The organism is Arthrobacter sp. P2b (assembly GCF_900168295.1).
In the GTDB taxonomy this organism is placed as follows: domain Bacteria; phylum Actinomycetota; class Actinomycetes; order Actinomycetales; family Micrococcaceae; genus Arthrobacter.
The window spans coordinates 1-22,005 of the sequence record NZ_FVZL01000005.1 but is presented as its reverse complement, the minus strand read 5'-3'; the positions used below and the strand labels follow the sequence as shown (position 1 = coordinate 22,005).

Genomic DNA, 22,005 nt, shown 5'->3' with positions numbered 1-22,005 from the left:
TTAGAGCTGCCAGCCGGCACTTGTAAGGACGACTTGCTGAGAAAGGGCTGAATCCACAGGTGAGTCATCTAGCTGAGCGGTGCCACGGCGATGAGCATTTCTAATTGCTGCGTTGATTCGTTCACGCTGGCCCCCTTGTTCCCATTCGTAATCCGCAGGAGACGGGCCCAGGGGGAGGGGAGAGTCCGGCAGCGCCCACCTGTCGCGAAAGACGGCAACGTCATGGACCAGCTGCCAGGTTTCGCCGCTGGTGCTATCTCCGACGGCCTCGAGCAAAGCACATTTCCACTCAGGATCGGTTGTCAGCGCTGCCATGCTCACGGCCTCCGTTCTTTGGGAGATCCGTTCCCTGACTTGCTGAATCATCGACGCTAAGTCAGGGCGCGGAATGGTGAGCTTTTCAACCAGAGGTTCCTCAACCGCCGTCGTCCTTCCTTTCATGAATCGGCGTAAGCGCACGCTGAGGACAGCGCAGCGATCGTTGGCACTGCTAGTTTCCTGGCAGAACCGGCTCAGTATGCGCTCGGTACCCTGCCGGCTGGTGGCTGTTGCCTTCCGCCACGCCGCGACAGCTGCGCCCCACGATGGAGATTGTTCGAATTCCTGGGAGGCTCCAGGGGCAAGATCGTCTAACTGCTGCCTGAGGTCCAGTTCCGCCGCGATCTGCGCGAGATAGTCATACTCCGCGTAGAGCCGCTCAAGGCTGTCAGCCTTCCTCCGCTCCGCGTCGCGCACCTCGTGGGCGGTACGCTCAGCGCCCTCAGCCGCCAGCACCTCGCCAAGAATGCCCTGCCATGAGAGCTGCATGGATGGATCGACAGCAGGATGGTCGGCGTCGTCACCTTCGCTGACGTAGGCATAGTTACCGGAACGGCCACGAGTCATGCTTACATACAGCAACTCGCGCGTGAGCCGGCCCTGAGTGACCACGGTGTGGCCGGTGTCCACCGTGATGCCTTGGGAACGGTGTGCTGTGGTGGCATAGCCCAGCTCGACGGACGCCCCCAGATAGGCTCCGGGGAGTAGGACACTCGCGCCTGTGTCCCGCCGTCGTGCCAGCAGGGAGCCGTCACGCCGACTGATGCCTTCGACGTCGAACAGCGTTCCATTCCGCACGAAAGCACCGCTGCTGTCCACGAGCTTCCGGTCATTTCCCCGGGCGATGATGGCGTCACCGGAACCCGCACGTAAGCCATCGCTGAGCAACACCGTCTGATCGGGATCAACCTCACCCCGCGCCACTCGATCCGCCTGCGCCCGTTCATTGAGCATGCTGACCGTTTCGTTGTCGGCGGCGATGAGGATGGACGACTTTCCTGCCCGGGTATCGGCCTGCCACGCGAGGTACGCCTTGTCAGCCATATCCAGGTAGCTACCGTGCTGGATCCTTCCATGGTGTGCGTAGTCGGATATAGCTGCGTAGTCACCCTTCCGAAGCTTCAGCGATGCTGTGCGCTCCCACTCCTCATGGAATCTCCAGATCGTGCTCAGCCGTGTTGCCTTCCATTGCCGGTCCAGCCAGCCAAGAACGCCGCCGGCGTCGATGGCGTCCAGCTGCCCGGGGTCGCCGACCAGGAGGATCTTCGCGCCGGCTTCCTGGGCTTGCTGTACGAGAGCTGCGAGTTGGAATGTCGAGACCATTGACGCTTCATCAACGATGATGAGTTGATTCGCATGGAAGCACCAGCGTTGCTGGGTGGCAGCGAGCTGCGCAGCCTCCTGCGCTAATGCGATGCTCCAGTCCTCGCCGACGTGCGCATTGGCCAGTTGCGTCTGGACGCTGAAGAAGCGTCCGGCCCTTGAGTTTGCGCCTTGACCGGCCGATTCATGCAGCCACTTGGTGACATTCTCGGTTGCCATGGCGAGTTCCCGGCCCAGCACTTCGGCGCTGGCAGCTGCCGGGGCGAGGCCAACAACGCTGCCGGCGCCGTACTCCGCTTCCCATACTGCCTTCACTGCACTGAGCGTGGTCGTCTTTCCCGTGCCCGCTGGTCCCACGATGGCGTCGAGCCTGTGGCCGCTCAGGACTACGTCGGCAACGGCGGCACGCTGGTCAAAGTGAAGCACTCGGCTCTCTGGCTGTTGGACTTGGTCAAGGAGATCCATGATGACGTGTGCGCGGACTGCCGGGCCGCCGTCGTCGTTCCTTGCTGCCATGACCGCGTCCTCACAGGCGAGCGTGGACGTATCGGTGTAGAGGCGCGATCCGTGGAAGTCGAAGACGCTTCGTGGTCCATACAGGACATCTGCCTCGGCATGGGCGGGGACGGTGTACCGGTAGTCATTCAGCGGCACGGACTGCTGCTCGGCCGCGGTGGCGACGGCGTGCATGAGCGTGCTCCTGTCCGCCGCCGTCCGGCAACGCACCTGCGCGCAGACGCGTTCCGCTTCAGCAACAAGATTCCAGCGGTTCCAAGTGGAGCGTTTGTGGGCCACCCGCTCACGGGTCAGGGTTGCGACGGCGCATATCCAGTCAGAGGTGAAGTCAGTGAAGCTAAATGGGGCAATTCTGGAGCGGTTGATCGTTGCCGCGATAACGTCGTTCGGTGGGAATCCTTTTGCGGCGGCGCGTGCCTTCCATTCTCTGGATAGCTCGTGTAGGGGCGTGGGGAGCTCGGACTTGGGGACACGTGTCGCCAGGGTCGCTTGCTGCCGCAGCTTGATGACCGTTGCTGTGCTTGGCGTATGGCCGTGTTCCGTTGTCCACTTCGCGACGAGGCGGTCTGTTTCCACATTGATCAGACGCGACCGGTTCGAGAACTCGCGGATGAGGTCCTCATCGACCCCGGTGAGCTGTTGGCTGGGATTGCCCGTATTGACGACAGGGAAGCGGATGTCCGTGACGCTGCCAAGGTGGCAGTGGAGGGCGTCGAACAAGAGACCGTTGTAGTGTTCGCTAGCAGCAACGGCAGCCTTGTAGAGCGTCCGGGAGTCAAGGGTCACCCAGGCGCCATCGGTGATGCGCTGGATGCGGTTGGCGATGACAAGATGTGTATGAAGTTGCGGGTCGCCGGTGCGTGATTCCCAATGGTCGAAGGCGGCGGCGATGGCGCCCATCGTCCCGACGTGGGCGACGCCGTTTCGGCCGGCACGTGTATGGATGACCTGCTCTTCCAACCAGGCAAGGGTTGCTTCCACTGCCTGGTGATGGGTGCGCAGGATTTGCTCTTGCATGCTGTGAGGGCTGAGTGCCCAGAGGACTGACATTGACTTCGGCACGCTGAAGGTGAGGTCGAAACCTACGACGGCGTGCCTTACAGTGGGCGGGCCGGTTTTGTTTTCGACGGCGGTGGGTGGGCTGTGCGGGCGGCCCAGCGGTGTGCTGGTGTCCGGATGTACGGCTAAGTCGAACAGTGCTCTCGCGTCTGTTTCGGTGACGACGTCGCCGGCACTTCTGTTGATGCCTGGTAGTCCGCTGCCGATCCATCGGCCTTCGGGCGTCCCGGCTTTCATGTAGTAAGTGGTGGCGTCTGGGGGAGCGGCGGTGAGGTCATCCATCATCGTGGTCTTGAACAGGTAGCGCAGCCCTGATTGTGCCGAGAGGCGCGCGATGGACATCGTCATGGCCGCGCCGCTCTTGCCTGGCGCTTGGATGGATGCCATCCGCGGCGGTTGAGGATGTCCAGCGTTGCGGGGTCCAGGGCAACGCCTTTTGCGTTCGCAAGCGAGACCAGCCATGCTGCGAGATGCGCGAGGTCCTGCACGTTGGTCCGTTGCGCACGCTTCAGCCTGGCTACTTCGAGCTGGAGGACATTGTTGTTTTGGCGCTGCTCGGAGTTTTCGGCCTCAAGCCGATCAATCTCACAGGACTGGGAGCGGAGCTTGGACTGGAGAATCTCGCCACGGCGCTGGCAGATTTTTGTCCTAGTTGCCAGCTGGCGCTGCAAAGCCTTCAGCTCGTCCTTGGGAACTACGGCTCCGGTGGCAGCCTCTACCGCCACTGCGGGACGGCGCGCTGTTCGACGTATACGATCACGTTTCCTGTTGCCGCAACGGATTGAACAGAAGCGCTGACTTTTGCGGGAAGGCTCGAAGCCGTCCGCACACTCTTCGCAAATCTTGACGGTCACGATGGTTCATCAGTCCGTGGCCCAGTTTCGACATGACCAGACGTGAGTTGTCCTCACGCTGATGACCTTGGATGCCAGAGGTGTGAGGAGTTGATCCGTTATGAGAAGGTGGGGGGCCAGGGACAACTGTGGCATCGGTATCGAGGCTGGGCGTGTGGAGGATGAGGCGGACCGCTGAATAGTGCCACAGCTTGTGGCACTATTGCCGCAGATTCGAAGACAGGCAAAGGCTCGGACAGGTAGAGACCCATGTAGTTCGGATTCTCAATTGTCCAGATGGCATCTGGACAATTGCGCAACACGTTGTTGCACAATTGCCAGGCACCCGCCGACACAAGCTCAACAACAGGGGCGGCAGTCAGGTTTGAATCTAAGACTTTCACTGGGCAGGTGCAGAAACCGCCTTTTGGACCCTGTCCTGACGGTCTTTTCAGCGTTTCCTGACGTCAGGTTGAGGTGTCCCTCTCCCTTGTACAGTCTGATCGCATTCTGGCAGGCACGCGGGAAACGAGTTGATGGCCGCGGAGGCGACAAAGCTGGGCCCCAGTACGGCTGGAAGGAACAGCTCCATGCCTCAGCACAGTGTGTTCTTGTACCGGGGCGCTGACGCCTCTGCAGGCTGGATGCGCCTTCGGCTCAGATTGCCGCAATTTGTCGCGTCGATGGGTAAAATCTCTTCCCCTTGGCGTTTCTGCTGCCTACCGTTCGTGTCGCCAGGGTGTCACTTAGGGACTAACGTCGGCAAGAGCGTGGTGGTAGGACAGTGTCTGGGGCTCCCCGACAGATTTCGAAACCGATGGGTTGAGGCACGTTATCGGCCGCATTGGTATGCCAGGGGGCAGCCCGGCAGCGGATCAATGCGCGACCGGCCGCTTGGCCATTCCTGTCTACCGACCACATAGGCGGGTGTTTAATAGATGCTCCGCTTGCGGAGCAAGAGGAGCACGGCGCCCGGCAACAGCATTGCGAACGGTACTGTGAGGTGTCAACGCTGGTGTTGGCCAGAACGCTGCCATTGCCGGTTGTGATGCTGCGGTAAGAGTCGGTAGCAATCACGCCGCCGACGGTGGTGGATCTCTCGGGGCAGCTGCCGTGGCGAGCACGTAGGACGCAGGTAGTAGACGGCGCTGCCAGTCAGGGTCTCAGCGGTGTGGAAGAATCGGTCCCACCAGTCCCGGGGCCTGGAAGTCCCCACGAGTTCGCTGCCTTCCTTCTGTTGAGAGTCGGAGACTGCCATGGCTCAGTCTTACCGTGCCTGCTGGCTGTCGGCAGGCAGACAACTTTCGTCCGCTTCCCGTTTTGTTTTTGAGCAGCAACAAGTAGCCTCACTGGCCGGCCAAGATACAGCTTGGCACCGGGTTGTTCACGTGGCGGCTGTTTGCTGCGTCATTTACCCGCTGAGGACCAAGTCATCTTCATAGACCAGTGGTGTTGCGGCACCGGCGGTTCCGACGCCGCTTGATACTCGTTCCCAGCAGCGTCTTCAGCCGGCACCGTTGGCCGACATCCACAACGGACTCAGCTCTCGAGAAGTATGCGAGGCTGCTTCGAGCAACCCGGTATGAACATGGTGCAGCATAGGGTTCCCTGTGAGGGTGATGCGGCCCCTCGGAAAGACTCCCTGCCGCGTCTGGCGGACGTTCATTCCACTGACTGCCGCTGGCTGCGGAGCCAAACCCGCTCCCCACTCCCTGTGAAGTCCGAATACCCGCCGTCTTAGCCGGCTGGTATGCAGGGTTGGACTGCGCGAAGGAGGCGACTGGTTACGTCGTCAATTGTGCCGAGCCCGTTTACCCTGGCCACGATTCCCCGTCTCGAGTACTTGGCGACAACCGCCTCCGTCTGCTCGTGATAAAGCTTGAGACGACGCCGGATGACGGCCTCGTTGTCATCGCTGCGCCCAGTCGCCTTGGCGCGGCCCAGCAGGCGTGCTGCGAGTTCCTCGTCGTCAGCGGTTAATTGCAGCACGACGTTCAGTTTGTGGTTGCCCTCGGCCAGGACATCGTCCAAGTAGTCAACCTGCGACACAGTGCGCGGATAGCCATCGAGCAGGAACCCGTCCTCTACGTCCCTCGCACGAAGGCGTCCACGGACCATCAGGTTGGTCACACTGTCCGGCACGAAGTCACCGGCATCCATGTACTTCTCAGCTTCGACGCCCAAGGGCGTCTTATCCTTGACGTTCGCACGGAAGATGTCCCCCGTGGAGATCGCGACAACCCCGAGGCACTCCGAAATGCGTTCAGCTTGCGTGCCCTTTCCCGAACCGGGAGGTCCTATAATCAACATTCTGGCCACTGCGTGATCCTTTCTCTTGCTTAGTTGCAGTTCCGCATTTTCTATTGCAGTTCGAGTCCGCGAGTCACGGTGGCGCCGCATCTGCCCGCCAAAATTGGGGATCGATGTCCGTGGCCGTCGAGGACGCGCTGTCCACTATGCCGTGGGTGTTCGTGGCCGAATGCCTCGGACGGAGAAGGGGCGGTGCATCCCAGGGGAAGCGCGCATAGACTTCGCTACCGTTGGCCCTTCCACCATTTGGCGCCGGTTAACGCCATTGGCCGAAATCCAAAGTATTGAGTTGTCGGGCATCGCGTCCTCAACTGTTCCTGTTCGCAGTCTCGCCGTCACTGCGTACTTCGTCGTGCTGCCCCAACACCCACTGCCAATTCGGTTGTTCATCCGTTGTGAGCGGTGACGATGAGGCGCCGATGCAAAGCACGGACGAGGGCGCGGGAGTCAGGTCAGTCGGAGAAAGCCGCCTGATAAAGGCTGGCTGTGCTGGCCCCCAATTGCAGGCTCAGCATGCGCAGAATCGACGACTTGCCGACATCGTCTGGCCTGTTTTGTAGTCATATCCGACATAGATGATGAGAATGATCATGTCATTTTCCTGGATCAGGTGCCCAGCAGGTCCGTTGATGCCGATTACACCGGTGCCACGGTCGCCGGCGATAGTCGAGGTCTCCAGACGGACATCGTTGGTTACGTCGACGATCGCGACGAACTCGCCCGGCAGGTTGTCGGCTGCCTCCAGCGGGTCCAGATCCACCGTTACCGAACCAACATAGTGCAGGTCTGCATGCGTGACTATGGCCCGTGAATTTTTGATTTGAACATCATGCGAGTCGTCAGATGCATCGAGATTACCCTGAACAGACAGAACGCAGGCCGCGTCGTGTTGCTTGGCGAACAGACGGTGAGGTGCCGTAATCGTTGCGATATTTTGATGATCCGGGTGATCATCGGACACCTCACCGCTGGAATCGAGAGGCAATAAGATTGCCAGCTACATGGATCGCTGCTCTACCCCGTTGTAGGCGCTTAGAGGGCGGATAAGGGAGTTGGATGCGGACTGTTCCATGATGTGTGCCGTCCAGCCGGTGATGCGGCTGGCCACGAAGATGGGCGTGAATGTCGGCGTATCGAAGCCCATGAGGTGGTACGTGGGTCCAGCGGGGTAGTCGAGGTTGGGTTTGATGGCTTTGGCTTCGTCCATGGCCTGTTCCAGGCCGTTGTAAAGTCCGAGGAGTTCAGGCCGACCGTAGTGGGCGATCATCTTGTCCAGTGCGGCTTTCATGGTGGGCACACGGGAGTCGCCGTGTTTGTAGACGCGGTGGCCGAACCCCATGACTTTCTTCTTCTGGGCCAGGGCGTCTTCCATCCAGGCCTTGGCCCTTGCCGCGGCGTCCTCGAGGGACTCGTCGTTGCGGATGCCGATCTCGTCGAAGGTATGCATGACGGCTTCGTTGGCACCGCCGTGTAGAGGGCCCTTGAGAGCGCCGATGGCAGCGGTCACAGCAGAGTGCAGGTCCGAGAGGGTGGAGGTGACAACCCGGGCGGTGAATGTCGAGGCGTTGAAGGAGTGTTCTGCATACAGGATCATCGAGACGTTGAAGGCGTCCACCACCTCCGGGACCTGCTCTTCGCCGAAGGTCATCCAGAGGAAGTTGGCGGAGTAGCCAAGATCGTCGCGTGGTTCGACGATGTGCTGTCCGTGGCGGCGGCGCTGGTCGTAGGCCACGACGGCGGGCATCGCCGAGAAAAGGTCGATGGCCTTGTTCATATTGGCCTCGGGCGACGAATTTTCTGCCAGTTCATGCCGTGCTCCCAGCACCGAGGCTGCCGTACGGCAGATATCCATGGGGTGGGCATTCTTGGGCAAGGCGTCGATAATGGCCTTGAGTGCAGGGTCGAGTGCACGACCGGCCCGTTCCCGGGCTGTGAATTCCGCGAGCTGGTCCGGGGTGGGAAGTTCACCGTTCCAGAGCAGGTAGGCCACCTCTTCGAAGCTGCATTTAGCGGCGAGCTCCTGGACCGGGTACCCGCGGTAGAGCAGTGAGTTGGTGTCGGGGTTGACCTTGGAGACGGCGGTGTAGTCCACGACAACACCGGCGAGGCCCTTTTTGATCTCTGTGTCAGTCACGCTGAACTCCTTCGTTGCAGTTCTTGGTATTAGCGGGTGTGGGGGATCTGGAAGTTGAAGATGCCGGAGTCGAATTTGTTGTAGGCCTCGTAGTCCACGAGGTCATAGAGGCGTGCCCTGGTGAGCATTTCAGGAACACGTACTTCTTGGGTTCCCAGACTCTTGAGCGTGTCCAAAACCCGTTCAGCTGCCCCCATGGCGCTTCGGAGCAGGGTGACGGGGTAGATGACCATGTTGACGCCCACGGCCTGCAGCTCTCTCGTCGAGAAGAGGTCGCTTTTGCCGAACTCGGTCATGTTGGCCAGGATGGGCACGTCCACAGCGTCGCGGATGGCCTGGAATTCGGCGAGGTCGCGCATGGCTTCAGGGAAGATTGCGTCAGCGCCTGCGTCCACCAGTGCTTTGGCGCGGTCTTTGGCAGCTTGCAGTCCGTCGGTGGCGCGGATGTCGGTGCGGGCCATGATGAGGAAGTTCGGGTCGCGGCGGGCGTCCGCGGCGGCGCGGATGCGTTTGGTGGCGGTATCGAGGTCCACGACGTTTTTGCCGTCGAGGTGGCCGCAGCGTTTGGGGTTGAACTGGTCCTCGATGTGCAGGCCGGCCAGGCCGGCGTTTTCGATTTCCTGGACGGTGCGGGCCACGTTCATCGGTTCGCCGAAGCCGGTGTCGGCGTCCACGATGGCGGGCAGGTCGGTCATCCGCGCGATCTGCCCGGCCCGGGTGGCGACTTCAGTGAGCGTGGTCAGCCCGATGTCCGGCAGGCCAAGATCGTTGGCGAGGACCGCGCCGGAGATATAGACACCGGCGAAGCCCTTCTCCTCGATCAGCCGGGCCGAGAGCGGGTTGAACGCGCCCGGGAACTGCGCGATGGTGCCGGCGGCGAGGAGCTCGCGGAACCGGATCCTTTTCTGCTCGGGTGTGACTTTGGAATACAGCATTAGAAGAGTCCCTTGGGTGCGGCGTTGGGGTCGATGATGCCGGGGGCGGCGGTGATGTTCAGCTGGTCCAGTTCCCCGGAGCCGAGTTCGGGGAGGCGTTCGACGGCGGCGAGGAACCGTTCGATTTCGGCTTCCTCCACGAGGCCGGCGGCGAGGGTGCGGAACTTGTGAATGTACTGTTCCCGGCCGAAGGGGCGGGCACCGAGCGGGTGCGCGTCGGCGACGGCGATCTCGTCCTTGATGACGGTGCCGTCGGTGAGGGTGATCTCCACGGACCCGCCGAAGGCCTTCTCGTTGATGTCCAGGGAGTGGTAGCGGCGGGTCCATTCCGGGTCTTCCTCGGTGGACACTTTCTGCCACAGCTCCACCGTGTCCGGTCGGGCTGCACGGGTGGGGGAGTAGGAGTCCACGTGGTGCCAGGCCCCGTCCTGCAGGGCCACCGTGAAGATGTAGGGGATCGAGTGGTCCAGCGTCTCACGGGAGGCGGTGGGGGAGTACTTCTGCGGATCGTTCGCGCCTGAGCCGATGACGTAGTGCGTGTGGTGGCTGGTTTTGATCAGCACGGATTTCACGTTGGCCGGGTCGGCGGCTTCGGGGTGCTCCTTATGCAGCTTGCGGGCGAGGTCGATCCAGGCCTGGGCCTGGTATTCGGCGGAGTGTTCCTTGGTGTAGGTGTCCAGGATGGCGCGCTTGGCTTCCCCGGGAGTGGGGAGCGGGACCTGGTAGGAGGCGTCCGGGCCGTCGAGGAGCCAGGCGATGACACCATCTTCGCCTTCATAGATCGGCACCGGGGATGTCTGGCCGCGCATCGCCCGGTCCGCCGCCTCGACCGCCATCTTCCCGGCAAACGCGGGAGCGTGGGCCTTCCATGTGGAGATCTCACCCTTGCGCGACTGCCGCGTCGCCGTCGTGGTGTGCAGCGCCTGGCCCACGGACTGGAAGATCGTCTCGACGTCGAGCCCCAACAAGGTGCCGATGCCCGCCGCGGCGGACGGGCCCAAGTGGGCCACGTGGTCGATCTTGTGCTTGTGCAGGCAGATCGCCTTGACCAGGTTCACCTGAATCTCATACCCCGTGGCGATACCGCGGATAAGGTCAGCCCCGCTGGAACCCACATGCTGTGCCACGGCCAGAATCGGCGGGATGTTGTCACCAGGGTGGGAATACTCCGCCGCCAGGAAAGTATCGTGGTAATCCAATTCGCGGACAGCTACCCCGTTGGCCCAGGCCGCCCACTCCGGCGAAACGTTGTCGCCGATGCCAAAGACCTTCGACCCCTTGCCATTGGTGGAGGGGCCGTGAGTGAGGGCCTGAGCCCGCGCGGCCACGATCGGGGCACGGTTCAGCGAAGCGATCGCCACCGACGCGTTATCGATGATCCGGTTGATCACCATCTCCGTGACGTCGTCAGTGACCTCTACGGGGTCGGCGGCGACCAAAGCGATCTTGTGCGCCAGCTGTTCCTTGCGGGGAAGGCTTTCTTCGCTCTTATAGACACGGACGTGGTTGTTCTTGACCATGGTGCTCCTTATTGAGGCGTGTGGGTGGCCTTGAGATGGGTAAGACTGCGGTGCAGATGAAGCGTGGTGGCTGCTTCGGCAAGTCGGGCATTGCCGGCGGCAATGGCTTCGGCAATGGCTGCGTGTTCCGCGGCTGCGGCTGTAAGCCGGGTGGCGTCATCGGCGGCCAGCCGCCGGACCCGAACAAGGTGCACCCGAAGGCCGCGCATGGTTTGGGCCAAGTAAGAGTTAGAGATGGCCGCCTCAATGGCCTCATCCAGCCGGCCAACCAGCCCGTAGTAATCATGACGGGCAGGATCGCCATCATTGATGAGCCCAGGCGCGGCCAGCAGCTCTTCCTGCAGCTCCCGGAAAACTGTTGAGTCTCCCCGTTCCGCCGCCAAGGCAGCCGCCTTGCCTTCAAGTGTCTCGCGTAGCTCGAACAGTTCGTCAACGTCCTCCAGCGAGACGTCACTGACGACGACTCCGCGACCCCGGGCAGTCCGGGTCAAACCTTCGGCGCCCAACCTTCCCAGAGCCTCCCGAAGAGGAGTTCGGGACACTCCGAGCCGTTCCGATTGTTCGACTTCGGCCAGAACCGTTCCCGGAAGGAGACTCCAATCCAGGATCTCTTCTCGGAGAGTTTGGTAAGCCCGTTCGCTTGCACGCATGGAGATAATGTATACAAGGAACCCGCCAGATGCAAGAATAGGTCCAGGAAAGGCACTTCATGTATACATTCGAGCGATGGAAAGATACGTGGGCGGTTGGCAGCCAACTACCGAAGGACGCACCACCCATGTCGTCGCCGAAAAAACCTCATACGTGTTGAGTATGGCGGGCATGTAAGTCATCAAGGTTGGGGGCAAGAAGCGCGTAAAGCCAGGTCATAACGTGCGACGAATTTTATGAGTGTTCCCAACAGGCTGAGCAGAGCGCTGTCGTCCAAAGCTGTCGTTAGAACGAAGTACTCGATTGGCATCCCTATGACTAAAGGACCTGTGGCCGATCCCAGTCCGAAACCTGTCTGCTGGACATCTGTTGCCAACGCTGGGTAGTCGGTGTTTTGCCGGACAACCACGAGCTGGGCGAGGCCAGTCCCACTTCAGCCGATTGCGACTGCAAAGAACGCACCGACGAACATCCGTCACCGCCGAACGCGAGGGCAGTGAAACCTGCACCTCCTAGTGATATGAGCACCAAGATCAATGTGGGTGCAGATTTATCGTGAAGGTGGCAGGGCAGACTCACAGAAGGATGCCGGCCAATTGGGTACCACAGAGCAAAGAATTGCGACGCTGCCAGCGGAGGAGAATTGCCCCGGCTGTGGGCGGGCTGACCGGACTTCTCTTCGAAGGCATATCAATCCCGGTTGTTCTGAGGACCAGGCGGGGGACCATGTGTCAGCTTTGGGTGTACTTCAGTGACGGGACGAATGACGTCCTTGAACGGATCCGGCACATACATGGGTAACTCCCGGGGGAGGTGTTAACTCACTGGGCTGCTGGCCAAACCAGCGCGAATTGAATGTAACCGGGTACCACTTCCTACAGGAAGATTCACCGCACGAGATCGGGGAGGCGCTCTCCGTCTTCGTCCGTGAACCAAGGTCCAGGGCTTAGTCGGACAGTCGAACCCTTGTGCTGCTTGCACGTGGATGTTGGTATCGGGCAAGCCCAGGTCAGTGAGGCGGACTATGAGGGTGATCCCAACAGGCCCTTCCTCGACAAGCGTCTGGTCACTCGGCTGCCTACCTCGGTGCCCTAACCTGCTTCGGTGGAGATTCTTGCCAACGCAGCTCTTCAAGTCATCCCGCCGCTCGACCGGGACTACGAGCTGTACCAGTTTGCCGTGGAGTTTTTGTGTGACTGGGGGCTGGGCAGGTGCCAGTCCTCATGGACCATCGTCCCGGCTTCGCCGTTAAAGCCGAGTTGATCCAGGCTCGCGAATTGATCTCAGCCGTTAGAACGAGAGGGCTTGTCACTCTCTTCTTCAAGTGAGCATGCTGGGGCGAAAGCGAGGACGTCCGGAACTGCACTAGCCGCACATCTTTGGGCCGACCCGGCACATCGATGCGCGGTCGGTGAGAGAGTTGAAGGCCGAAAAAACTTGCCAAGAACTGCCGTCAGCAAAGTTTCGAGTCGCGGAAGGCCGGCTGCCTCCTTCGGGGAAGGAGATGGCATTAGCGTAACCCTGCCCATGAGCTGTCCACCGTTCCTTGAATTCCAGGACGGGAGCCGAACTCTTTGCGGCGTCCGAGCCTCACCACTTCCTTGCCCTCGCTCGACGGTTGCCACCACCGGCGCGGCCGGCGACGAGCCCAACGGAAGCGGGAATCGCAACGACCGCGAGAGCCCGTTTTCCACTGCTTGTCAGTTTCCTTCATTATGGCCTCCTTGCCATCTGTCGCCAGCCGTCAGTCGACATCGGTAGTATACCATCGCTCCGCAGAGTGGCAATGGATCACTTCCCGTGACTTTGACACCCGGCACGAGGCTAGAACATCAATGGTCGACAGCATGCAGTCGGCTATAATTTGGTACAGGTCGCCAGGAAGGCAGCAACACATGGACACAGCGAATCGGTTCAGCGTCAAGAAGTTCTCCGACGTCGCAGTTGAGGTGGTTCGAGAGAAGATCCTCTCCGGCGAACTCGCTCCGGGGCAGCGCATCAACGAGATCGCTCTGAGCGAGGAACTGCAGATCAGTCGGTCTCCGCTCCGGGAAGCGCTTCGTGATTTGACCAGCGAAGGCCTGGTCACGATGTCACCCGGCAAGGGATCGTTCGTTGCCAGCTTTGACATAGAGACCGTCACTCAGATCGGCGAAATCCGACTCACGGTCGAATGCGCTGTAGCACGGTTCGCCGCCGAGCGGGCCGATGAAAGCGATCGCGCGGAGCTGAAACAGATGATCGGCGAGATCGAGGAAGCGATCGCGGCACCCGATCGCCCGTACCCGCACCACCTCAACTTCCACCACCTCCTTGGCCGAGCCACCAAGAATCCTCGCCTGAGCCAGCTGAGCGACGAGGTGGAGCGACAGCTGCGACTGGCCCGGATCGCTTCAGGCAACTCGCCCACGCGAGCGCGAGAAGTCCTCGCCGAGCACCGCGCCATCTCGGATGCCGTTCTAGCCGGTGACGTCGAGCGCGCTGACCGCGAGATGCGGTCCCACATCACGGCGAGCAACGACGCGATCATCGCCCTCATCGTCTCCTGACCGCGCACGAAAGGGGGTGGCGGGCGGCCAAGCGCGCGTATCGCCTCTTTTGCCTCGCTGTTGCCCGTCAGCTGCGCGTCAGATCGTCGACGTAGACCACGCCTGCTGCGATCCTGCGCGCTGTGCGTGTCACACCGACCGATGCCACTCCATCCTTATCATCGAGGAGCGACTCGACCTCGACGACGCCCTTCGGGTGCCGGATCCGGATTGATGCGCCTGATACTGCCGCGTGAGAGTGCACGAGCGTGCCGTGAAGCCGCGCTGCGGCCGCGATACACATCGCCGCGGTCATCGGCAGCGCCCGATGAGGGCGACCCATCGAGAACGACCGAGCCAGGAGATCGACATCATCCGCCCCTGGTCCGACCATCGCTATCCGCGGCCATGTAGGTCCAGGGCCGCCATCCGCGTGCAGTCCTGATTCCTCCAATAGATGTGCTGCTGCGTTGCGGATGCGCTCCACCTTTTCGACCAGCGCGATATCGCCGTCGATCTCGTCGACTGCGAGCTTCCCCCCGAGGACTGCCATATCGACCAGCACGTAGGGATGGGTCACCGCTACGATCGAGCACGGGATGTGTTCACCGTCGACGACGAGCGCGTCCATGGCCCGCCCCGTGGGCAGCGCTCGTCCCGAGATCGCCGGATCGAGATAGCGTGTCGTGATGGGCGATCCCGATCCGGGGACGCCGGGGACAATCTGCTCCCCCTTAACCGCCGCGCGCCCGTTGCTCGTGAAGAGTTCGGCCTCGATCGAGACGTCCGTGTTCTCGTTGAAGAGTGGCACCTGCATCCGCCCCCCGGTGATTGGGACGAGACCCTCGTCGATCGCGAATGGCGCAACCGCTGTGGTGAGGTTCCCGCAGTTCCCGCTCCAGTCCACCACGGCGCGCTCCACTCCCACCTGCGCGAAGCGATAGTGGATCTCGTTTCCGACGGCACGGACGATCACGACCTTGGATGTGCTCGAGTACGTTCCCCCAAGCCCGTCGATCTGCATCGGATCGGGGCTCCCCATGATCGAGAGCAGCAGATCGTCCAGGCAGCCCGCGTACGGCGCCACATCCGCGGCATGCAGAAATACGCCTTTGCTCGTCCCTCCCCTCATGAGCACGAATGGAATGCCGAACGAATCCTGAATCACGTTTTCCTCCTGTGGTTTGCATCGTCGCGACGGTGCCTAGCCGTTGCATCTGTGAACTGTCAACATTTGCTGTTACATTTCCGGAATCGCTAGGCACCATCGCGATGAATGCTCGGCAAGGCGCCGTTCATCCCCGACTGACCTTGCCGAACAATCGTGCGATGGGGACGAGCACGACGGGGCGCGCCGCGATCCAGCCTGAGGCGATGACGACGAGGGATGCCGCGAAGATCCAGAACCCGTCCCAGCTCACGGCATCCTGGCCCGCGTACATGTGGTTGAGGTTGCGAAGCATGCCCGTCGCGAACACCAGTGCGACGTGCATGACGATGAACACGACGAAGTAGATCATGACGGGGAAGTGCACCGCGCGCGCCCACTCGATCGGGTAGGCCCTACTGAGGCGTGTGGCCTTCTTCGGCCAGACGTGGCTCATTCGCACGCCGCTCGCGATCGCGAGCGGCGCCGCTAGGAACACGGTAGCGAAGTACGCAAGCTGCTGCAGGCTGTTGTAATTCACCCAGCCGTTCTCAGTGGGCCAGTCCAGCGCCATGTACTGCAGGCCGGCGCTGACAGCGTTCGGGATAACGGTCCACGATGTGGGGACAATCTTCATCCATTGCCCTGTGACGAACAGCAGTACGATGAAGACGATGCCATTGAGGATCCAGAGGATGTCGAGCGCCTGGTGGAACCACAGGCTCATGCTGATCTTGCGGTCGCTGTTGTTGCGCGGCGACCAGAGGAGGGCGGGCCGCTTTTCCGTGCGCACTCCTAGACCCGACCGGATGATCAGCACCATCAGGAACACCGTGAAGAAGTGCTGCCAGCCAAGCCACGTCGGCACCCCGGCTGGCGCGCCAACTGGAAGCTCGTACTCGCCGGGATAGGTGGCGAGGAAGTCCTGCATGAATTTAGCGCTCAGGAACCAGCGCGTGAGCGCCACGACCATTCCTGCGGCCACCATCAGCCCGACACCGCTCATAACGGCGCGTGCCCACCGACCTCGCGAGAACCGGCCGTCTCGATTCGGCGGCGGCGTGGGCTGCGCAGCGATCTCCGGTTGCTCCGTGCGGGTGGACGGGAGAAGCGGGTGGGGAGCGGGATCGACGGAAGTCGCGGCCGGTGTGGTCGGGGCTGCCACGGGAGCGGCTACGGCTTGGCTGGCCGCTGTTGTTGCCGCGCGCGGCAGGCCCATCCGCCGCGCCGGTACAGCGGCTGCCGTCTCCTCCACGTCGCCGTGGATGCCCGCCGCGGCAGGGTGGGCGGCGAAAGCCGCGGGCCAAGGTTCGCCACCGGCGACCCGCGGCAGACCTTGGCGCGGCGACCTGGGTGCGGTTCCGGCGTCGTTCCACGCTTCGGCTCGCACCGAAGCCGGGGCGGATACCGCAGCCGGGGTAGGATCCACAACCACGGCCAGATCAGGGAAGATCGGATCCGCGATCACGGGACCTGCGGCATCTGTTACAGCCGCGACGACGGCAGGCCAGGAATCTCCTCCGGGAATGCGCGGCAGTCCTCGACGAAAGGATCGGGGTTGGGTTGCCACGGCAGTCAGACCTTCTTCGCTTCGAGTGCAGAAATTAGTTGAGGCATGATCTCGAACAGGTCCCCGACCACCCCGAAGTCGGCGATCTCGAAGATCGCGGCATCCGGATCTTTATTGATAGCGACAATTGTCTTGGCAGTCTGCATGCCGGCCCTGTGCTGGATCGCGCCGGAGATACCTACCGCGATGTACAGTTGCGGCGACACCGATACGCCGGTTTGCCCGACCTGGTATGAAGACGGCACGTAGCCCGCGTCCACTGCCGCGCGCGATGCGCCGACGGCCGCGCCGAGCACGTCTGCGAGCTGCTCGACGAGCGTGAATTTCTCGGCCGATCCGAGCCCCAGGCCTCCCGAAACCACTTTCGTGGCACCGCGCAACTCGGGGCGCGAAGAGACGACGACGGTTTCTTCCAGCGATTCTACGGATGCCGCCGGCTTTCCAGAGTCGCGCACCTCGAGCTCATGCACGACAGGAGTGCGGGCCTGCGCGCGATCTTCGACCGCGCCCTGACGGATCGTGATCACGGGTGCGCCCCACGTCACTGCGGAGTCGACGCTGTAAGCACCGCCGTACACGGAGTGATGTGCTACCACGCCCTCCTGGTCCCGCGATACGGCGACGGCATCCGCCGCAAGACCAGATCGCGTCCGCGCGGCGAACCGGGCCGCGACCTCACGTCCCTCGACGGAGTTTGACACGAGCACGGCGTGCGGGCGCACGCGATCCGCCGCAGCCGTGAGCGCGTCCACGTGTGACGCCGCCACGAGGGCTGCGTCACCCGGCGCCGTCAGCACCACGGCTGCGCCCAGATCCGCCGCCTGCGATGCGAGGGATGCGGCATCTGTCGCCACGATCACTGCGACCGGCGTGCCGATCTGCGCCGCGGCCCCCAACAGTCCTGCCGACGACTTAGCAAGACCCCCCGAGGGGTCGACATCCACTAGCACTAGGATCGGGTCTTCCGTAAATTCCGACATTTAGCCCTCTCTTACACGAACCGGTTCTGGATCAGGAATTCCGCGAGACGCTCGCCCGCGTTACCCTCATCAGTGATCTTCAAGCCCGCCGCGCGCGGCGCCGTCTCGCTTAACCCGATGACGATCGACCGAGAGGCGGAATGGTCCTCCGCATCGATAGAGAGATCCGCGAGCGAAAGCGTCTCAAGGGGTTTCCTTTTGGCGGCCATGATGCCCTTGAAGTTCGGGAGCCGCGCATCAGGCAGCGCTTCGGTGATGGAGATGACGGCCGGCAGCGTCGCCGACACCGCCATCGTCGCGCCATCCAGTGAGCGGACGCCGGAAACCTTTCCGGGATTGATCTCGACGTCGCTCAACGCCGTGGCGCTCGGCACGCCCAGCAGCTCCGCGATCATCGCCGGGATCACGCCTCCCGATCCATCGGTCGAGAGGTTGCCCGCGATCACGAGGTCGAACCCGGTCCGTTGCAATGCGGCGGCGAGTACTTCGGCCGTGAGGCCGAGATCCGCGCCCAGGAGCCGCTCGTCGGCGACCTGCACTGCTGATCCCGCACCCATCGCCAACGCCTTGCGTAGGGTCGCCTGCGCGGTCGCTGGAGCCATCGACAGCACGACGACCTCCGCGTCCGGATTCTTGTCAACGTGACTCAGCGCGAGCTCCAAAGCACGCTCACCAATCTCGTCGATCACCGCGTCGCTCGCAGCACGATTCGCGAGACCTGTCTCCAGGCTCAGCTTGCGGTCTCCGTAGGTATCGGGGACCTCTTTAACTAAGACAACGATCTTCATCGGACTCCTCTCTTCCGTCTACGCCTCCCCATGGGCACGGGAGTATGGATCGCCTCCCGTGCCCTGATTCGAGGGGGCCTACAACACCCCGGCTGCTGCAGCGCCGGCACGTCCGCCGAACACGACGTTTCGCGTCATTCCGGTGCACGACGGGTAATTGTGGAAGAAGAGGCCGAGGATGTCGCCGGTGGCGAACAGTCCCTTCATCGGCTGCCCCGACTGATTCAGCACCTGAGAGTCACGGTTGACTGCCAGGCCGCCGAACGTGAAAGTAATGCCTGCGGTGACCCGATAGGCGAGGAAGGGTCCCTCTTCGATGGTCAGACACCAGTTTGACTTGTTGGGCGTGAGACCGTGAGTGCGTCGGCCGTCGTCCTTCGTCGCGTCGAACGGGACGCTCTGGTCGATCGCGGAGTTGAACTCGTCGACCGTCGTCGTGAGTGCGGCAGGGTCGAGGCCGAGCTTCTCAGCGAGTTCGGGGATGCTGTCGGCGACGATCGGCGTCGCCTGCGCGTACTCGACTGGGAAATATTCGACGGACTTTTGGTCGTAGATCTGGAACGCATAGCCGCCGTTCTCCCGGAGCACGGCCCAGCCGGTCTTCGCGTAGGTGTAGGTGCGGTGCGCCTCGGCCTCGTCGAAGAAGCGCTTGGCCTCGGCGTTGACCGTGATGCCGAAGGGGTAGGCGTACCGGTTGACGGAGTCGTCGATTTCCGCCGGGGGCGTGTCAAGATCGACAGGGCTGGCGTGTGCCCCCTGCCACTGACCGGCAGTCTTCGCACCGAGATCGATCGCCATCTGCAGGACCTCGCCAGTGTTGTGGCGGCTGCCCCGAACCTTCATCAGGTCGGCGTTCTGCTCGAGGTATCGACCACGTCGCTCGGCGCTCGCTTGGAACCCGCCGCTCGCCAGGATGACTGAGTCGCACTCGACTTCATAGCGTCCCTGAGGTCCGTCAACCTGCACGCCGTGGACGCCGCGGTAGTCACCAAGCAGACCAGTCACGGAGGACTCGGTTCGGAAATCGATGCCCATGCCTTCGGCGATCTTGATCCAGCGCTCGACAAGGCCGAGGCCGCCGTCGACCGGGCAGACCGCCGTGCCGGGATCGTAGTGGGTGTAGTCACCCATGTCGACCGGGTTGCGGAAGCGCCATTTGTGCCCGAGGCTAGTCATCCAGGCGATTGCATCACGAGAATCGTCCGCTAGGACTTCGGCCAGTTCGCTGTCAATCCGCCCACGCGTGACCCGATTGAGGTCAGCGATGAACTTCTCCTTCGTGTACGGAGCGACTCGCGCCCGTGCGTGCTCCGCCCGCTCGTGTTCCGGGATGAGTTGCATCAACTCGTCGGTTCCGTCGTGAACGAAACGGAATCCCATGAGCGAGTAGCGGCAGTTGCCGCCAACTAGGTCACGAGTCGCCTTTTCGAGGACGAGAACCTTCTCCGCGCCAGCCTCCTTCGCGGCTGCCGCCGCTGCGAAGCCAGCGCTTGCCCCACCCACGACCACTACGTCGTATTTTTCGGTCATTGCTACTCCTAGCCTCTCCTGCGGTGCTACCGCCAATACACGGAGCGCATGCTCTGCCACAGGCTTTCCACCGTGTTGTGCCAACGCCACGTTGTGTGAACGATGGCAAAAGTGTATCGCATTCTGTCGGCTGCCGACAGGCGACAGGCCAAGTTTGCCCCTAGTGTCCGCAATGGCGTCGTTGATTCGTTGCGAACGAGGACATGCCAGTGGACGCCGCGAAAAGGAACGCGTTCCGCCGGATACAAGGAAACTAGCCTTAGAAGTTCACTTCTTCGCGGGTTGTATCTATTCCTGCCCAACTCGGCGATGCCTTCCACAAGGTCGTCATCGACGGGAACATCCGCGGGCCCGCCGACGGCGGGGGAGAGGCCGAGGGGCCCCGAGAATCCAAGCAGAGGACGGGCCGCATCCGTGCCTTCCCTCCAGCGGGTAACTCCGACAGGCTGCAGAGCTGCTATCCGGCGAGCGACTGTGCTCCCGGGACGGTGCGGCCAGCCCCCTTAACTAAACAAGCCTGGACGATGCCACGGTGAAAGGGCCGCCAGGGAAAGCTACTGCCGCTTCAGGTAGCCGGTACGGATCAATTCCTGGACCACGTCCTCGACAAGTTTGACCAGCCGCCCGCTGCCGCGTCCCGCCATCCGACTGTCCTGTAGGAGGTCCGTCACATTGCCGGAACCGTGTCTGAACCGTTCAATAAGAACGTAAAACTGCCAGACGGATACACCCAGCTGCGTTGCAGCATCGGTGGCAGCCCTGCGGCCAACCAGATCTTGCCGGGCCAGAGGAGCAATCAGGGCAGCGTTGCGGACCGCGGGACCCCATCGCGCTGCGGACAAGGCAAGAGACCATGCTCAATGATCGGCACGCCGTTGTCCGTCATGTCGTCACCGCTGGAGAGTTCCCCCGCCAGTGGGTGTGGGAGCGGTAATGTGGAGTCAGCTGACGATCGTCGCAGTCACGGCCGTGTGGTCCGCTCCCGCGGCCATACGTGCTGCACGACTCAGAGATCGCTGTTCGATGGCGGAGAAGAGGACGAGCGATGACCGACCTGACACAATTCCGAACTCGTAAATTCTCGGATATCGCCAGCGACTTGATCCGCGAGGAAATCCTCTCCGGCAAGCTCGCTCCCGGGGATCGCATCAACGAACTGGCACTGAGCGACCGTCTGCAGATCAGCCGCTCGCCGCTCCGTGAGGCCCTGCGCGACCTCAACGGAGAAGGACTCGTACGCATGGTGCCCGGTCGAGGAGCTTTCGTCGCCAGTCCCGACGCGGAGGGCGTCAACCACCTTGGCGAAGTACGGCTCGCCATCGAAATGCAGGTCGCCCGCCTCGCCGCGGAGCGAATCGACGATGCGGGGCGTGACCGGCTGAAGTCGGTCATGGACCAGCTCGAGAACGTCCTCTCCAATCCGGCCCGAAGCTACCCCCACCAGATCGACTTCCATCACGCGCTCGGGCAGCTCACGCAGAACCCGAAGCTGCTCCAGTACAGCGACGAGATCGAACGACAGCTCCGAGTGGCGCGCCTCGCCCGTGGAGCGGCCCCGGACCGTGCCCAGGAGGTGCTCCGAGAGCACCGCGCGGTGTTCGAAGCCGTCGTGACGGGCGACCCCGATGCCGCGGCGGAGCAGATGCGCCTCCACATGATCCAAAGCACGCGGAGCATCGTCGCCATGATCCACGCGCACACTCTGGACTGAGACGTATCCGCCGTCCCCCTGGCCTTCGACGCCGATCCCGTCGCCCTCTTGACCGATGATGTCGATGCGTCTAGCCTTGAAGTCTGTCGACAGACTACACAGAAGGAAGGCATTGTGGCCTACTCCGCATCCATGATTATCGACGGCTCGGC

At 62.2% G+C, this 22,005-nt stretch carries 13 protein-coding genes and 2 pseudogenes; 2 read left to right on the top strand and 13 right to left on the bottom strand.

All coding sequences use genetic code 11. The annotated features are described in order from the left end of the window. From mobF to B5520_RS10535, 8 genes and pseudogenes are all read right to left on the bottom strand, one after another. Positions 1-3,603: a MobF family relaxase gene (gene mobF, locus B5520_RS10570; RefSeq protein WP_079597034.1), complete on the bottom strand. Its 3,603-nt coding sequence runs from the start codon at positions 3,601-3,603 to the stop codon at positions 1-3. After that, positions 3,561-3,941, bottom strand: a complete 381-nt coding sequence (locus tag B5520_RS10565) for a hypothetical protein (RefSeq protein ID WP_254865545.1) — start codon at positions 3,939-3,941, stop codon at positions 3,561-3,563. The genes mobF and B5520_RS10565 overlap by 43 nt, the downstream gene beginning before the upstream one ends. A 1,845-nt stretch (positions 3,942-5,786) precedes the next feature. Then, on the bottom strand, positions 5,787-6,359 hold the full coding sequence (locus tag B5520_RS10560; RefSeq protein WP_079597224.1) for an adenylate kinase: 573 nt from the start codon (positions 6,357-6,359) through the stop codon (positions 5,787-5,789). A gap of 543 nt (positions 6,360-6,902) precedes the next feature. Then, positions 6,903-7,187, bottom strand: a pseudogene (locus tag B5520_RS10555) (aspartate 1-decarboxylase); the annotation flags it as partial. Positions 7,188-7,356: 169 nt separating this feature from the next. After that, positions 7,357-8,493: a bifunctional 2-methylcitrate synthase/citrate synthase gene (locus B5520_RS10550; protein WP_079597033.1), complete on the bottom strand. Its 1,137-nt coding sequence runs from the start codon at positions 8,491-8,493 to the stop codon at positions 7,357-7,359. A gap of 29 nt (positions 8,494-8,522) precedes the next feature. Next, positions 8,523-9,428 carry a methylisocitrate lyase gene (gene prpB / locus B5520_RS10545; protein ID WP_079597032.1) on the bottom strand — a complete coding sequence of 302 codons (906 nt, stop codon included), beginning with the start codon at positions 9,426-9,428 and terminating at the stop codon, positions 8,523-8,525. Continuing rightward, positions 9,428-10,948, bottom strand: a complete 1,521-nt coding sequence (locus B5520_RS10540) for an MmgE/PrpD family protein (RefSeq protein ID WP_079597031.1) — start codon at positions 10,946-10,948, stop codon at positions 9,428-9,430. Before B5520_RS10540 ends, prpB begins: the two co-directional genes overlap by 1 nt. After that, positions 10,917-11,598, bottom strand: a pseudogene (locus tag B5520_RS10535) (GntR family transcriptional regulator). Before B5520_RS10535 ends, B5520_RS10540 begins: the two are co-directional and overlap by 32 nt. Before the next feature lie 1,896 nt (positions 11,599-13,494). Between B5520_RS10535 and B5520_RS10530 the strand changes: the two are divergent. Beyond that, the gene (locus B5520_RS10530) at positions 13,495-14,148 is read left to right on the top strand and encodes a GntR family transcriptional regulator (protein WP_176156836.1); all 654 of its coding nucleotides are present in this window, start codon (positions 13,495-13,497) and stop codon (positions 14,146-14,148) included. Positions 14,149-14,215: 67 nt separating this feature from the next. On the opposite strand, the gene B5520_RS10525 is transcribed toward B5520_RS10530, so the two are convergent. From B5520_RS10525 to tcuA, 5 genes are all read right to left on the bottom strand, one after another. After that, positions 14,216-15,295 (bottom strand): PrpF domain-containing protein, encoded by a 1,080-nt coding sequence (locus B5520_RS10525; protein ID WP_079597028.1) that lies wholly within the window; start codon positions 15,293-15,295, stop codon positions 14,216-14,218. A gap of 127 nt (positions 15,296-15,422) precedes the next feature. Beyond that, entirely contained in the window at positions 15,423-16,742 is a 1,320-nt protein-coding gene (locus B5520_RS10520) for a cytochrome b/b6 domain-containing protein (protein WP_254865544.1), read from the bottom strand. A 107-nt stretch (positions 16,743-16,849) separates the two neighbouring features. Further along, positions 16,850-17,824, bottom strand: coding sequence for an electron transfer flavoprotein subunit alpha/FixB family protein (locus tag B5520_RS10515; protein WP_079597026.1), 975 nt, complete (start codon positions 17,822-17,824; stop codon positions 16,850-16,852). An 11-nt stretch (positions 17,825-17,835) separates the two neighbouring features. Further along, positions 17,836-18,612 (bottom strand): electron transfer flavoprotein subunit beta/FixA family protein, encoded by a 777-nt coding sequence (locus B5520_RS10510; RefSeq protein ID WP_079597025.1) that lies wholly within the window; start codon positions 18,610-18,612, stop codon positions 17,836-17,838. A 78-nt stretch (positions 18,613-18,690) separates the two neighbouring features. Then, a complete protein-coding gene (gene tcuA, locus B5520_RS10505; RefSeq protein WP_079597024.1) occupies positions 18,691-20,142 on the bottom strand; it encodes an FAD-dependent tricarballylate dehydrogenase TcuA in 1,452 nt (483 codons plus the stop codon). Positions 20,143-21,187: 1,045 nt separating this feature from the next. On the opposite strand from tcuA, the gene B5520_RS10500 reads away from it, so the two are divergent. Continuing rightward, on the top strand, positions 21,188-21,853 hold the full coding sequence (locus B5520_RS10500; protein WP_079597023.1) for a GntR family transcriptional regulator: 666 nt from the start codon (positions 21,188-21,190) through the stop codon (positions 21,851-21,853). Positions 21,854-22,005 lie beyond the last annotated feature (152 nt).